Annotated in this window: 11 protein-coding genes; 4 read left to right on the top strand and 7 right to left on the bottom strand. The window is 74.4% G+C overall.

Annotated elements, in window-relative coordinates; all coding sequences use genetic code 11:
• Positions 1 to 129 precede the first annotated feature (129 nt).
• Complete coding sequence (locus CLT75_RS32675; RefSeq protein ID WP_167796925.1) at positions 130 to 300, bottom strand: hypothetical protein; 171 nt, start codon at positions 298 to 300, stop codon at positions 130 to 132.
• A gap of 213 nt (positions 301 to 513) precedes the next feature.
• Between CLT75_RS32675 and CLT75_RS16160 the strand changes: the two genes are divergently transcribed.
• A complete protein-coding gene (locus CLT75_RS16160; protein ID WP_013287747.1) occupies positions 514 to 1,203 on the top strand; it encodes a DUF4191 domain-containing protein in 690 nt (229 codons plus the stop codon).
• A 60-nt stretch (positions 1,204 to 1,263) separates the two neighbouring features.
• Here the strand turns inward: CLT75_RS16160 and CLT75_RS16165 are convergent, their stop codons facing one another.
• A complete protein-coding gene (locus tag CLT75_RS16165) occupies positions 1,264 to 1,719 on the bottom strand; it encodes an RDD family protein (RefSeq protein ID WP_013287748.1) in 456 nt (151 codons plus the stop codon).
• Between the two features lie 129 nt (positions 1,720 to 1,848).
• Here CLT75_RS16165 and glnA point away from each other — a divergent pair, with 129 nt between their 5' ends.
• On the top strand, positions 1,849 to 3,273 hold the full coding sequence (gene glnA / locus CLT75_RS16170; protein ID WP_013287749.1) for a type I glutamate--ammonia ligase: 1,425 nt from the start codon (positions 1,849 to 1,851) through the stop codon (positions 3,271 to 3,273).
• A 58-nt stretch (positions 3,274 to 3,331) separates the two neighbouring features.
• Here the strand turns inward: glnA and mptB (CLT75_RS16175) are convergent, their stop codons facing one another.
• The gene (gene mptB, locus CLT75_RS16175) at positions 3,332 to 4,819 is read right to left on the bottom strand and encodes a polyprenol phosphomannose-dependent alpha 1,6 mannosyltransferase MptB (protein WP_135241387.1); all 1,488 of its coding nucleotides are present in this window, start codon (positions 4,817 to 4,819) and stop codon (positions 3,332 to 3,334) included.
• 11 nt (positions 4,820 to 4,830) lie between these two features.
• Positions 4,831 to 6,243: a polyprenol phosphomannose-dependent alpha 1,6 mannosyltransferase MptB gene (gene mptB, locus CLT75_RS16180; RefSeq protein ID WP_135241388.1), complete on the bottom strand. Its 1,413-nt coding sequence runs from the start codon at positions 6,241 to 6,243 to the stop codon at positions 4,831 to 4,833.
• A gap of 36 nt (positions 6,244 to 6,279) precedes the next feature.
• On the opposite strand from mptB (CLT75_RS16180), the gene CLT75_RS16185 reads away from it, so the two are divergent.
• Positions 6,280 to 7,851: a hypothetical protein gene (locus CLT75_RS16185; RefSeq protein ID WP_135241389.1), complete on the top strand. Its 1,572-nt coding sequence runs from the start codon at positions 6,280 to 6,282 to the stop codon at positions 7,849 to 7,851.
• Positions 7,852 to 7,998: 147 nt separating this feature from the next.
• On the opposite strand, the gene CLT75_RS16190 is transcribed toward CLT75_RS16185, so the two are convergent.
• Positions 7,999 to 11,022, bottom strand: coding sequence for a bifunctional [glutamine synthetase] adenylyltransferase/[glutamine synthetase]-adenylyl-L-tyrosine phosphorylase (locus CLT75_RS16190; protein WP_135241390.1), 3,024 nt, complete (start codon positions 11,020 to 11,022; stop codon positions 7,999 to 8,001).
• A gap of 2 nt (positions 11,023 to 11,024) precedes the next feature.
• On the bottom strand, positions 11,025 to 11,792 hold the full coding sequence (locus CLT75_RS16195) for a type 1 glutamine amidotransferase (protein ID WP_135241391.1): 768 nt from the start codon (positions 11,790 to 11,792) through the stop codon (positions 11,025 to 11,027).
• A 112-nt stretch (positions 11,793 to 11,904) separates the two neighbouring features.
• Here CLT75_RS16195 and CLT75_RS16200 point away from each other — a divergent pair, with 112 nt between their 5' ends.
• Complete coding sequence (locus tag CLT75_RS16200; RefSeq protein WP_486485351.1) at positions 11,905 to 12,786, top strand: S66 peptidase family protein; 882 nt, start codon at positions 11,905 to 11,907, stop codon at positions 12,784 to 12,786.
• Positions 12,787 to 12,852: 66 nt separating this feature from the next.
• Here the strand turns inward: CLT75_RS16200 and CLT75_RS16205 are convergent, their stop codons facing one another.
• Positions 12,853 to 13,746 (bottom strand): virginiamycin B lyase family protein, encoded by an 894-nt coding sequence (locus CLT75_RS16205; RefSeq protein ID WP_135241393.1) that lies wholly within the window; start codon positions 13,744 to 13,746, stop codon positions 12,853 to 12,855.
• Positions 13,747 to 13,836 lie beyond the last annotated feature (90 nt).

The following is a 13,836-nucleotide window of genomic DNA, read 5'->3' on the forward strand; positions in this document are numbered from 1 at the left end:
CCGACGCCCCGACCGGGCCGATCGGACCGCGAATGGCCCCCGGTCCGGCCGCCCCCGTGACGGCCGGACCGGCGTACTTCCCCACGGCACCGGCCGCGCCGGCGAGCCCGGCGACGGCCGCCGGTGCGGTCACCGGCGGGCGTCGGTGGTGCGGGCGCTGTGCTGCCGGCGGCTGAGCCAGCCGCGCGGGTGCCGCCGTGGCAGCGACCGGGCGAGCCGGTCCTGGGCCGCGTCGGCCTGCAGCTCGGCGGCGTGGCTGCGGTGGATGCTGAGGATGAGGTCTGCGTCGTTGCCGAACATCTCGGATCTCCCTGTCGTGCGGTGTGTCCCTGTCGAGATCGACTCTCCGCGCGAAGGTGCCCCCGGGGCATGGGTACGCCGCCTGATCTTCTCCCCGTCCGGCCTCCTTACCGGCGGGCCGATTCGGGACGGCGCGGCGGTAAGGTACTCAGCCCTGGCGCAGGGGGCGGCCACGGATCAACGGGGTGCGCGCCGACCACTAGACTCTGCGGTATGGCAAAGCCCCAGGAGAAGGTCTCGTTCGGCCAGCGGCTGAAGCAGATCGGGATGGTGTTCCGGTTCACCGCCAAGCAGGACAAGTGGTTCGCGCCGCTGACCGCGGCGGCGGTGCTGATCCCGCTCGCGCTCACCGTGGTCGCGGTGATCGCCTGGGGCTGGATCTGGTTGCCGATCGGCATCCTGCTCGCCCTGCTGGCCGTGCTGATCGTGCTCAACCTGCGCTCGAACAAGGCGATGATGAACGCCGCCGAGGGGCAGCCGGGCGCGGCGGCGCAGATCATGGAGAGCATGCGCGGCGACTGGCGGGTCACCCCGGCGGTCAGCTCCACCACCCAGATGGACATGGTGCACCTGGTGGTGGGCCGGCAGGGCGTGATCCTGCTGGCCGAGGGCAACCCGCAGCGCGTCCGCGGCCTGCTCGGCCAGGAGAAGCGCCGCCTGGCGAAGGTGATCGGCACCGCCCCGCTGCACGACTACGTGATCGGGCAGGGCGAGGGTGAGCTGCCGGTCCGCAAGCTGCGGATGACGCTGATGCGGCTGCCGCGTGCCCTGTCTCCGAAGGACGTCAACGCGCTCGACAAGCGGCTCAAGGCGCTCACCGCGCGGCCGCAGATGCCCAAGGGCGCGATCCCGAAGAACATGCGGCCGGCGCGTGGCGCGTTCCGGCAGACCCGGGGTCGCTGACGTCCGGCGTACGCGGAAAGGAGCCGGTCCCGTGCGGGGCCGGCTCCTTTCTCGTGCGGGTCAGCGGCGCGGGGCGTCGGTGACGACCGACCCGGCGAGCCGGTCGTGCAGGCCGCGCCGGTGCTCGTCCATCAGCAGGGCCGGCACCACGAGGGCCAGCAGGAATCCGCGCAGCAGTCCGCGAAGCAGCCCGATCCGGCCGCCGTCGGCCCAGGACACGCAGCGCAGCCGGGTCAGGTACATGCCGGGGGTCTGGGCGAACAGGCCGATGAAGAAGCCGTACTCCAGGATCAGCACCAGGACCGGCGGCCAGCCGTCGCGGACCGGATCGGAGAAGGCCCGGGCGACCATCAGGCACAGCACCCAGTCGATGATCAGGGCGCCGAAGCGGCGGCCGAGACTGGGCGGGGTGAACGCGGGGTCGGTGGCGGGCGGCACCGGTGTGGCGGCGGTATCGGTCACAGCGGCCAGGGTAGCGCCGCCGCGACCCCTGACGAAAAATACGACATTCGGCATCAGAGTGTGCCGGGATGACGCTCCGCAAGCGACGTAACACGGCGGAAACAGACGAGACACGGCCGGGCAACCCCCCGGCCATAGCGTCGCCAGTAGCCAGCTACCGGAGTGGACCTGCCAGGAGGACGTGTGTTCGCCAATTCCGAGGAACTCCTGCGATACCTCGCCAACGAGGACGTGAAGTTCGTCGACGTACGTTTCTGTGACCTGCCCGGCGTGATGCAGCACTTCAACCTGCCGGTCGAGTCGTTCGACGACAGCGTCTTCACCGACGGCCTCGCCTTCGACGGATCCTCGATCCGCGGCTTCCAGGCCATCCACGAGTCCGACATGCTCCTGCTGCCGGACGTCGCCACCGCCTTCATCGACCCGTTCCGGGCCCAGAAGACGCTCGCGCTGAACTTCTTCATCCACGACCCGTTCACCCGCGAGGCGTACTCCCGCGACCCCCGCAACGTCGCGAAGAAGGCCGAGGCGTACCTCGCCGCCAGCGGCATCGCCGACACCGCCTACTTCGGCGCCGAGGCGGAGTTCTACATCTTCGACTCCATCCGCCACGAGACCTCGGCGCACCAGTCGTTCTACTACATCGACTCGATCGAGGGCGCCTGGAACAGCGGCCGGATCGAGGAGGGCGGCAACCGCGGCTACAAGACCGCCTACAAGGGCGGCTACTTCCCGGTGCCGCCGGTGGACCACTACGCCGACCTGCGCGACCGGATCGTGCGGCGCCTCGTCGACGGCGGCTTCACCGTCGAGCGGTCGCACCACGAGGTCGGCACCGCGGGCCAGTCGGAGATCAACTACAAGTTCTCCACCCTGCTGCACGCCGCCGACCAGCTCCAGCTGTTCAAGTACATCGTCAAGAACGAGACCTGGGCCGCCGGCAAGACCGCCACGTTCATGCCCAAGCCGCTGTTCGGTGACAACGGCTCCGGCATGCACACCCACCAGAGCCTCTGGCGCGGCGGCGAGCCGCTGTTCTACGACGAGACCGGCTACGCCGGCCTGTCCGACACCGCCCGCTGGTACATCGGCGGCCTGCTCCACCACGCTCCCTCGCTGCTGGCCTTCACCAACCCGACGGTGAACTCCTACCGTCGTCTGGTGCCGGGCTTCGAGGCGCCGGTCAACCTGGTCTACTCCCAGCGCAACCGCTCCGCCTGCACCCGCATCCCGGTGACCGGCAGCAACCCGAAGGCCAAGCGCGTCGAGTTCCGGGTGCCGGACCCGTCGAGCAACCCGTACCTGGCGTTCTCGGCCATGATGATGGCCGGCCTGGACGGCATCAAGAACAAGATCGAGCCGCCGGCGCCGATCGACAAGGACCTCTACGACCTCCCGCCGGAGGAGTGGGGCGACGTGAAGCAGGTGCCGGGTTCGCTGCCGGAGGTGCTCAACGCGCTCGAGGCCGACCACGACTACCTGCTCGACGGCGGCGTGTTCACGCCGGACCTGATCTCCACCTGGGTCGACTGGAAGCGGGCCAACGAGGTCGACCCGGTGCGTCTGCGCCCGACCCCGCACGAGTTCGCGATGTACTTCGACTGCTGAGCACGCTCGTCAGCACCGGCCGGGCCGGCTCCGCCATCGCGGAGCCGGCCCGGCCGTTTCACGCGGCCCGTCGGCGCAGCGCGGACCGGATACCGACGACTGCGACGACCACCACCAGCACCGTCATCAGCACCGCGCCCGGAGCCTTGCTGAACCGGGCCAGGTTGGATCCGTCCGGCAGGGTGAGCGCCGAGGCGACCGCGCAGGGCGCCACGAACCAGACCTGCCGGGCCAGCGGCACCGCCGCGACCGCGAGCACTGTCAGCGGCCAGATCGCGTACCAGGGGTGGAAGACCGGGGCGAGCAGCACCGTGGCGGCGAACGCCAGCCCCGCGCCGAGCAGCGCCACCCGGGGGCGGGCCAGCGTCAGCCGGGCCACCCGCTGCCGGGCGTCGTTGAGCCGCCGCAGCGCCGTCCACGCCCGCCACCAGAGCGCGACGAGCGTCCCGGCCAGCAGCACCAGCGCGACCGTCCGGGCCACCGGCACCGCCGCCGGCCGCCGCCCGGCCAGCTCACCGGCGTAGTCGATCACGAACCCGACGGCTGTGGGCGGGGACGTCCACTGCTGCGAGTCGCCGCTGTGGCCGAGCCCCTCCACCCAGCCCAGCCCGAGCCCGGTGGCGAGCGAGACGACCAGCAGCGTGCCGAGCACCGACGCGGCCAGCTGCCCGCCGTCGCGCAGCAGCGCCCGCCAGGTGTAGCGGCCGAGCACGGCGGCGAGCGCCGCGAACGGCAGCGCCACGACGGCGACCGCCTTCACCGCCACGGCCAGGCCGAGCAGCACCCCGGCCACCAGCAGCGCGCGCGGCTTGCCCGGCAGGCGGACCAGCACCAGCAGGCCGAGCAGGAGCAGTCCGAGCGCGAGCGCGTCGTTGTGCGCGCCGGCCACCAGGTGGATCCCGACCAGCGGGCACGCGAGCACCAGCCAGGCGGCGCGGCGGGTGGGCACCCCGGCGGCGCGGGCCAGGCCGGGCAGGCAGAGCGCGGCCAGCAGCACCCCGGCCACCGCGACCAGGCGCAGCGCCACGATCGTCCCGATCAGGCCGCCACCGGCGAGGACGGCGAGCCCGGCCAGCAGCACGAAGAACGGCCCGTACGGCGCCGGGGTGTCCCGCCAGATCGGCGACACCGAGTCGGTCCACGGGCAGCCGGCCGCGGCGACCCCCACCCGGTACGGGCTGAGCCCCTGCGTCCACGTCCAGCCCTGGCAGGCGTACGAGTAGACGTCGCGGCTGCCGATCGGCGGCGCGGCGAGCAGTGGCAGCGACCAGAGCCCGGCGGTCACGTACGCCCACCGGCCGGACGGTGCGCCCCACCGCAGCGACCACCAGGCGCCTACCAGCAGCAGCGTCCCGGCCAGCCAGCAGCCGAGCGTCACCGGCCCGTGCGGTGCGGCCCAGATCGCGGCGAGCGTGCCGCGCGGTGGCGTGCGGGGTAGCGCGCCGCCGAGCCATCCGGCGACGGTGAGCAGCACGGCACCGGCGAGGCCGGCGTAGCGGGCGAGACCGGCGGCGATCGGCCGGACGGGTCCGTCGGGCTCGCTCACCGGCACACTCCTCAGTCCACGGGAACCGGCTGCCGGCCCTTGCGAGCCGACCGTACCAACCACACGACCACCCCGATCACGAACAGGGTCATCAAGGGCGCACCGGGCATCTTGGTGTACCGGGGTAAACCGGTGCCGTCGGCCAGCACCAGGAACGACGACACCACGGTGACGATCGAGAACCAGAGCGTGCGGTGCGCGGTGGCGGCGAGCACGGCCAGCGGCCACAGCCAGTACCAGGGGTGGAACAGCGGGGAGAGTGCGACGGTGGCGGTGAGCGCCAGTCCGGCGTGCCAGAACGGCTCACCGCGACGGAACGACCGGAGCCAGAGCCAGATCAGCACGGCGACCAGCACGACCATGCCGATCGCCCGGGTCACCGGCAGCGCGTCGACGTGCACGCCGAACGGCGCCAGCAGGTAACCGACGGTCTGCCCCACCGCCGTCGGCGGCGAGGTCCAGGCCACCACCAGCCCGCCCTGTTCCAGCCCGCCGACGAACCCCAGCCCCAGCCCGGAGGCGAGGGTCACGGCGGCGAGCGCGGCGAGCGCGCCGCCGACCACCCACCCGCCGTCCCGCACCAGCGTCCTGATCCGGTACGCCCCGACGATCGCGGCCAGCGCGGCGAACGGCATCACGACCAGCGCAGTGATCTTGACGGCGGCGGCCAGTCCGAGCAGCGCCCCACCGGCGAGCAGCGGTCCGGGCCGGCCCGGCCGGGCGGCCACCACGGCCAGCCCGGCCACGAGCAGGCCGATCATCAGCGCGTCGTTGTGCGCGCCGGACACCAGGTGCACGGGCACCAGCGGGCTCGCCAGTGCCAGCCAGAGCGCCCGCCGTGGCGGCACCCCGCAGCGGCGGGCCAGCACCGGCAGCGCCCACGCGGTGAGCGCCACCCCGGCCACGGCGAGCACCCGGAACAGCGCGACGGCGGCGAGCAGCGAGCCGGTGGCCTCCACCACCGCGCCGGCGAGCAGCACGAACAGCGGCCCGTACGGCGCCGGGGTGTCCCGCCAGATGTAGGAGATGGTGTCCAGCCAGGGACAGGGCAGCGCGGACACGCCCTGCTCGTAGGGGTTGATCCCGGCCGAGAAGCTGGCGCCCTGGCAGGCGTACGCGTACACGTCGCGGCTGCCCAGCGGCGGCGCGACCAGCATCGGCAGCAGCCACAGCGCGACGGTGACCAGCACCCACCGGGACGACGGCACCCGATCCCGCAGCGACCACCAGGCCCACGCCAGCAGCGCGGTGCCGACCAGCCACAACCCGATGATCAGCGGCCCGTTCGGGCCCTGCCAGATGCTGACCGGGGTGGGACGCAACTCGCCGTCGGGCAGGGCGCCGCCGAGGAACGCGGCCACGGCGAGCAGCACCGAACCCGCCAGGCCGATCCAGCGCGAGAGGTGGTGAGGCACGTCCGACATGCTGCCAGTACGGTGGTTCGCGATCAGGAGGTGGGCATGCGGGGCGGTCGGGTGGTGGCGGTCTCCGCCGTGTCGGCGCTCGTCCTCGCCGTGCTCTACCTCGCCCTGCCGGCCACCGGCTCGGACCTGTCCGCGCAGGTCGCCCGCGCCGGGTTCTTCGCCGAGCACGGGGCCGCCCTGGTCGACCTGCGCTGGTACGGCGGCGTGCACCCGTGGGGCTACAGCCTCGTCTCGCCGCCGCTGATGGCACTGCTCGGGGTACGCGTCACCGGCGCGCTCGCCCTGCTCGCCTCCGCCACCGCGTTCGCCGCCCTGCTGGCGCGCACCCGGGTGCCCCGCCCGCTGCTCGGCAGCCTGGTCGGCGTGGTCACGATCGCCGGCAACCTGGTGTCCGGCCGGGTCACGTACGCCCTCGGCGTCGCGTTCGGCCTGGCCGCGCTGCTCGCGCTCACCGTCCCCGCCCGCCGCACCCGGCTCGTCGCCGCCGGCGCCGCCGCGCTGCTGGCCTCGGCGGCCAGCCCGGTGGCCGGGCTGTTCGTCGGGCTCGCCGGCGTCGCGCTGCTGCTGACCCGCCGGTACGCCGACGGCCTGCTGCTCGCCGTACCGGCCGCCGCGCCGCTCGCCGTGACCGGGCTGCTGTTCGGCGAGGGCGGCTGGATGAACATCAGCACGGCCGACACCGTGCACGCCGTGGTGACGAGCCTGGTGGTGGCGGCTCTCGTGGCGTACCGGCCGGTGCGGGTGGGCGCGCTGCTGTCCGCGGCCGGGGTGCTGGCGTCGGCGCTGCTGCACACCCCGGTCGGGCTGAACGCCACCCGCCTGGTGGTGATGTTCGCGCTGCCGGTGCTGGCCGCCACCGCGACACTCCCCGCCCCGGTGTCCGATCGGCTCCGCGCCGCCGGTCGGCGCTCCCGGGTCGCCGGCGCGGCCGGGCTGGCCGCGCTGCTGGCGGTGGTCTGCTGGTGGCAGCCGCCGGTGGTCACCGCCGACCTGCGCAGCGCCGACGACCCGACGGCCGACCCGGCGTACTTCACTCCACTGCGCGCGGAGCTGGCCCGGCGCGGGCTCACCGGGCGGGTGGAGGTGCCGCCGACCCGCAACTACTGGGAGGCGGCCCACATGGGGGACGTACCGCTGGCCCGGGGCTGGCTGCGGCAGGCCGACATTGACCGCAACGCGCTGTTCTTCACCACGGTGCCCGGCGCGGACGGCACCGGCATCCCGCTGACCTCGATCACCTACCGGGACTGGCTGGCCGACAACGCGGTGCAGTACGTGGCGGTGCCCGACGCCGAGTTCTCCTGGGTGGGGTCGTCGGAGGCGAAGCTGGTGGAGGCGGGCCAGCCGTACCTGACCGAGGTCTGGTCGGACCGGCACTGGAAGCTGTACGCGGTAGCCGAGCCCACGCCGCTGGTCGGCGCGCCTGGTGAGCTGGTCCGCCAGGACGGCGCCTCGATCACGTTCCGCGCCCCCGCCCCCGGCCCGATCCCGATCCAGGTACGCCACGACCGCTGGCTCACCGTCGACGGCGGCGCCGAGGTCACCCGAGACGGCAAGTGGACCACCGTGACGGTCCCCCGAGCCGGCACCTACACCCTCACAAGCTGACCCACCCGCCCCGCCCTGCCCCGCCCCCGCCCTCCTGTCCCCGTCGATCTTGCGGTTTCGGCCCCTTGAGAGCCGGAAATGCCCCTTTCGTCGGGGCGGCAAGTGCAAGATCAACGCCGAGGGAGGGCGGGGTGGGAGGGGGTGGGGTTAGAGGGGGGACTCCAGGATTCGCTGGACGACTGTGCGGGAGTGGCGGCCGGTGCGCAGGTACTCGTCGAGGAACTCGCCCTGGTCCTCGCGCCCCAGCAGCCGCACCACCCCGGCCAGCTCCACCCCGTGCCGGGGCAACTGGTCCCCGGCCCGGCCGCGTACCAGCATCAGCGCGTCGCGCACCTCGGCTGCGAGCGTCCAGCCGGCCGCCAGCTCGGCGGCGTCGGACGGATCGAGCAGCCCGGCGTCGCGGGCGGCGGCGAGGGCATCGAGCGTACGGGTGCCGCGCAGGGCGGGCACCTGACCGGCGTACCGGAGCTGGAGCAACTGCACCGCCCACTCGACGTCGGCCAGCCCGCCCCGGCCCAGCTTGGTGTGGGTGGCCGGGTCGGCGCCGCGGGGCAGCCGCTCGGTCTCCACCCGCGCCTTGATCCGGCGGATCTCGACCACCTGCTCGCGGCTCAGCCCTTCGGCCGGGTAGCGCACCGGCTCGATCATGGCCTCGAACTCGGCGCCCAGGTCGGCGTCGCCGCAGACGAACCGGGCCCGCAGCAGCGCCTGCGCCTCCCACACCCGGGACCAGCGCGCGTAGTACTGCGCGTACGCGGCCAGGCTGCGCACCAGCGGGCCCTGCCGGCCCTCCGGACGCAGGTCGGCGTCGACGCCCAGCGGCGGGTCGGGGGCGGGCGCGGACAGCAGCCGGCGCAGCTCCTCGGCGATCGCGTGCGCGGCGGCGCTCGCCGCGCTCTCCTCGCCCCCGGGCGGCGGGTCGTAGACGAACAGCACGTCGGCGTCGGAGAGGTAGTTCGACTCGTACCCGCCGAGCCGGCCCATGCCGATCACCGCGAAGCGCAGACCGGGCGGTCCGGGGTGGACGGTACGGGCGGCGCGCAGCGCGGCGGCCAGCGTGGCGTCGGCGACGTGGGACAACGCGGTGCCGACAGCCGTCACGTCCACCACTGTGGGCCGTCGTTCCCCGCCGCCGACCGGGCGCGGGGTGAGCGGGGCGAGCGAGCCGGCGTGGCTGAGCACGTCGGCGGCGGCGATCCGGACCAGTTCCCGGCGGCGCAGCGCGCGGACCGCCCGGATCGCCTCGACCGGGTCGTCGTGCCGGGCGACGGCGGCGGCGAACCCCTCGACCAGCGTCTCGCGCGGACGCGGGGTCAGTTCGCTGTCCTCGGCGAGCAGCCGCAGCGCCTCCGGTTCGCGGGCCAGCATGTCGGCCGCGTACCGGGACGAGGACAGCACCCGGGCCAGCCGGCGCGCGACCGGGCCGGAGTCGCGCAGCAGGCGCAGGTACCAGGGGGTGCTGCCGAGCTTGTCGGAGACCTGCCGGTAGTTGAGCAGGCCGCGGTCCGGTTCGGGGGCGTCGGCGAACTCGTCGAGCAGCACCGGCAGCAGCGTGCGCTGGATGGCGGCGGTCCGGCTGACGCCGCCGGTGAGCGCCTGGAGGTGCCGCAGCGCGCCGGCCGGATCAGCGAAGCCGAGCACCTCCAGCCGGTGCCGGGCCGCCTCGGGCGTGAGGCGCAGCCCTTCGGCCGGTACGCGGGCCACGGATTCGAGCAGCGGCCGGTAGAGCAGTTTGGCGTGCAGCCGGCGTACCTCGGTGGCGTGGGTGACCCACTCGGCGCGGAACTCCTCGACGGCGCTGCGGCCCGGCGTGGCCACGTAGCCGAGCGCGGCGGCGAGCCAGCGCAGCGCGGCCGGTTCGGTCGGCACGGTGTGGGTACGGCGCAGGGCCTGGAGCTGGAGCCGGTGTTCGACGGCGCGCAGGAAGCGGTAGCCGCGCAGGAGCGCCTCCCCGTCGGCGCGGCCCACGTAGCCGCCGGCGACGAGCGCGCGCAGCGCCGGCACGGTGCCGGGCACCCGCAGCGACTCGTCGCCCCGGCCGTGCACGAGCTGGAGCAACTGGACGGCGAACTCGATGTCGCGCAGCCCGCCCGGACCGCGCTTGATCTCGCGTTCCAGCTCCTTCGGCGGCACGTTGTCGAGGATCCTGCGGCGCATGGACCGGACGTCCTCGACCGCCTCGGGGCGTTCGGCGGCGGTCCACACGAGCGGGGCCAGCGCGTCGATCCACTCCTTTGCGAGCTCCAGGTCGCCGGCGGCCGGGCGGGCCTTGAGCAGCGCCTGGAACTCCCAGGTGCGGGCCCAGCGCTTGTAGTAGGCGAGGTGACTGGCGAGCGTGCGGACCAGCGGCCCCCGGTTGCCCTCGGGTCGCAGCGCCGCGTCGACCGGCCAGGCCACCAGCCCGCAGATCTGGATCAGCCGGGTGGCGATCTGGGTCGCGGCGGGCAGGTCGTCGTCGGTGGCGGAGACGAAGATGACATCGACGTCGGAGACGTAGTTCAGCTCGTCGCCACCGCACTTGCCCATCGCCACCACTGCGAGGCGGGGGCGCGGCGTGCCCTCGGGCAGCTCGTCGGCGGCGATGTCGTAGGCGGCGGCCAGCGTGGCGTCGGCCAGCCCGGACAGCGCCGCCATGGTCTGCTCCAGGCCGCGCCCGCCGGTCAGGTCGGCCGCCGCGATCCGCAGCAGCGCGAGCCGGTACGCCTGCCGCAGCAGCGGGACCGCGCCGGTCATGGTGGTGAGCCGGGCGGCGACGCCCAGGTCGAGCCGCCCGTCCGCGGTGGGGGCGAGCCCGTCCGGCTCGGTCGCCAGCACCGCCCACTGCCCGGGGTTGGCGACCAGGTGGTCGCCGAGCGCGGACGAGGCGCCGAGCACCGCGATCAGCCGGCGGCGCAGCCCGGGGTCGGCGGCCAGGGCGTCGCGTACGGCCACCTCGTCGCCGGAGCGCCGCTCGGACTCGACCAGCCGGTGCAGCTGACGCAGGGCCAGGTCCGGGTCGGCGGCACGGGACAGCGCGGCGAGCAGTTCGGCAGCGCCTTCGTCGGCGGGTTCCTGGGTGTCGGGCCGCCACAGGGCGAGCCCGTCCGGGCCGAGCAGGTCCGCGGCGCGGGTGGCGCCGTCACCCTCGGCGAATCCGTAGCGGGCCAGGCGCCCACGGGCCGGCCGGGTCACCGTCAGGCCCCGAGCAGCGGCAGGCTGCGGCGCGGGTTGTCGTCGCCGAGTTCGCCGAGCGCGAGCGCGGCGAACCGGATCGCGAACGGCTGCCACGCCTCCTCGACGTCGGCCATCACCCGGTCGCAGGCGGCCACCACCAGCTCCGGGTCGTAGCCCAGCTCGGCCAGCACCGCGGAGTCGCGGGACCACTCGGCGATCATCGCGGTGTCGCACTCGATGTGGAACTGCAGGCCCCAGGCCCGGTCGCCGAGGCGGAACGCCTGGTGCGGGTAGCGGGTGGACGCGGCGAGCAGCGTCGCGCCGTGCGGCAGCTCGGTGATCTCGTCGGCGTGCCACTGGAGGACGTCGGGCATCAGCGGCACGTACCGGAACAGCGGGTCGTTCTCGGCGGCGTCGCGCCGCCCGACGAGCGCCGGCCCGACCTCCGGACCGGACGGGCTGCGTTCGACCCGGCCGGCGTGCGCGGTGGCGAGCAGTTGCGCGCCGAGGCAGACCGCGAGCGTGGGCACGCGCCGGCGGACCGCCTTGCGCAGCAGCCCTTCCAGCGCCGGGAACCAGGGCGCGCCGGGAGCCCCGTCGGACCCCGGGTATGCCTGCTGGTCGCCGCCGAGCACCACGAGCGCGGCGTACCCCTCCAGGTCGTCGGGGAGCGGGTCACCGGCGTGCGGACGCAGCACGCGCAGCTCAAGGCCCCCTTCGGTGAGCCACTCCCCCAGGCGGCGGAGGTCGTCGGTCGGGTCGTTCTCGATCACCAGCGCGGTCGCCACGACGTCGAGGCTAACCGGTGCGCCCGACAGGGCACGGTCCGGCAGGCCCTAGGCTCCGATCGTGCCTGACGACTGCCTGCGCCCACCGGCCCTGCGTCCCGGCGACGCGGTGATGCTGGTGTCCCCGTCCGGGCCGACCCGTCCCGAACGGGTGGCCCGCGGCATCGAGCTGCTCACCGGCTGGGGGCTGCGGCCGGTGCCCGCGCCGAACGCGTACGCCAGGCGGGGTTACCTGGCCGGCGACGACGCGCTGCGGGCCGCGGACCTGAACGCGGCGTTCGCCGACCCGGAGATCCGCGGGGTGATCTGTACCCGGGGCGGTTACGGCGCGCAGCGGGTGGTCGACCTGATCGACATGGCGGCGGTACGCCGGGATCCGAAGGTGGTGGCCGGGTTCTCCGACATCACCGCGTTGCATTTCGCGCTCTGGCGGGGCGCCCGGCTGGCCGGGGTGCACGGGCCGGGCGCCGCGTGGCGGGACGAGCGCACGCCGCTCCGCTCGGCGGAGTCGCTGCACGCCGCTCTGACCAGCGCCGAGCCGGTGACGGTGGCGGCGGCCGAGGCGGAGGAGACGTTCCCGGTGCGGGTGCCCGGGCGGGCCGAGGGCCGGCTGATCGGCGGCAACCTGTGCCTGATCACCGCGTCCATCGGCACGCCGGACATGCCCGACCTGACCGGGGCGATCCTGCTGGTCGAGGAGGTGCAGGAGCCGCCGTACAAGATCGACCGGATGCTCACCCACCTGCGCCGCTGCGGCGCGCTGGACGGGATCGCCGGGGTGGCTGTCGGCCAGTTCACCGAGTGCGCGGACGGCTGGGACACCACGGTCGTGGACGTGCTCACCGACCGCCTCAGCGACCTCGGCGTGCCGGTCCTCGGCGGCCTGCCGATCGGCCACGGCCCCGGCCAGCTCACCGTCCCGGTGGGTACCCCCGCCACCCTGGACGCCACCACAGGCACCCTGACGGTGACCGCCGCCGTCCGCCAAGGCTGAGGCCCACCCCGGCGATCATGAGGTTGGCGGCAGTTCAGAGATCCACAACTGCCGCCAACCTCATGATCAACGCGTCGAGGGCGTGAGGTGGGCCACAGCGCCAATCTCCAAGGCCGCCCAGACCGCGCCGTCGGGGGTGACCGTCAGGCCGTGGGGTTCCGACGCCGGCGTGGGCAGGGCGTGGCCGGTGATGTGGCCGTCGGGGTCGATGTGGCCGATGCGGTTGGCGCCCCACTCGGTGAACCAGCAGCCACCGGCCGGGTCGGCGACGATCGCGTGCGGGCGCGCCTCCCGGTCCGGCAGCGGGAACTCGTCGATCCGTCCCTCCGGCGTGATCCGGCCGAGTTGCCCGGCGACGATCTCCACGAACCAGAGCGCGCCGTCACCGCCGCGGGTGATGCCGACCGGCCCCGCCGCCTCGGTGGGCAGCGGATGCACTGCCACCGTCCCGTCCAGGCCGACCCGGGCGATCGCGTTCGCCTGGTTGAGCGTGAGCCAGAGCGCGTCGTCCGGCCCGGCCGCCAGCATCGACGGGAAGCCCTTGTCCACCGGCAGCGGGAAGGAGGCCACCTCCCCGTCGACGCTCACCCGGCCGACCGTGTCGTCGCTCATGCCGGCGTACCAGAGCGCGCCGTCCGCACCCACCGCCAGCCCGCAGGGGCCGCAGCCGGGGGGCAGCGCCACCGAGCCGGTCTCGCCGCCGACGGTGATCCGGCCGAGCCGGTCGTCGCCCGAGCGGGTGTACCAGAGCGCGCCGTCGGGGCCGCCGACGATGATCAGCGGGCGGCTGCCGGGCGGGTCGTCGCGGTAGGTCCGTACCTCACCGTCGAGGCCGAGCCGGGCGACGCCGCCGGAGCCGGCCAGCGCCAGCCAGAGCGCCACGTCGGGCCCGACCGTGATCGAGTACGGCCCGGAGCCCGGCCCGGTGAGCGGGATCTCGCGGATGGCGGGCTGTGTCATGGAGTGGCCTTTCGTCGGGTTTCGCCCAGCCTCGCGGGCGCTCCGGCGCCCCGGCAACACGAATAATTCGGGCCTTTCGGACGGGATTGC

The sequence above is a fragment of the Micromonospora sp. CNZ285 genome (assembly GCF_004637285.1).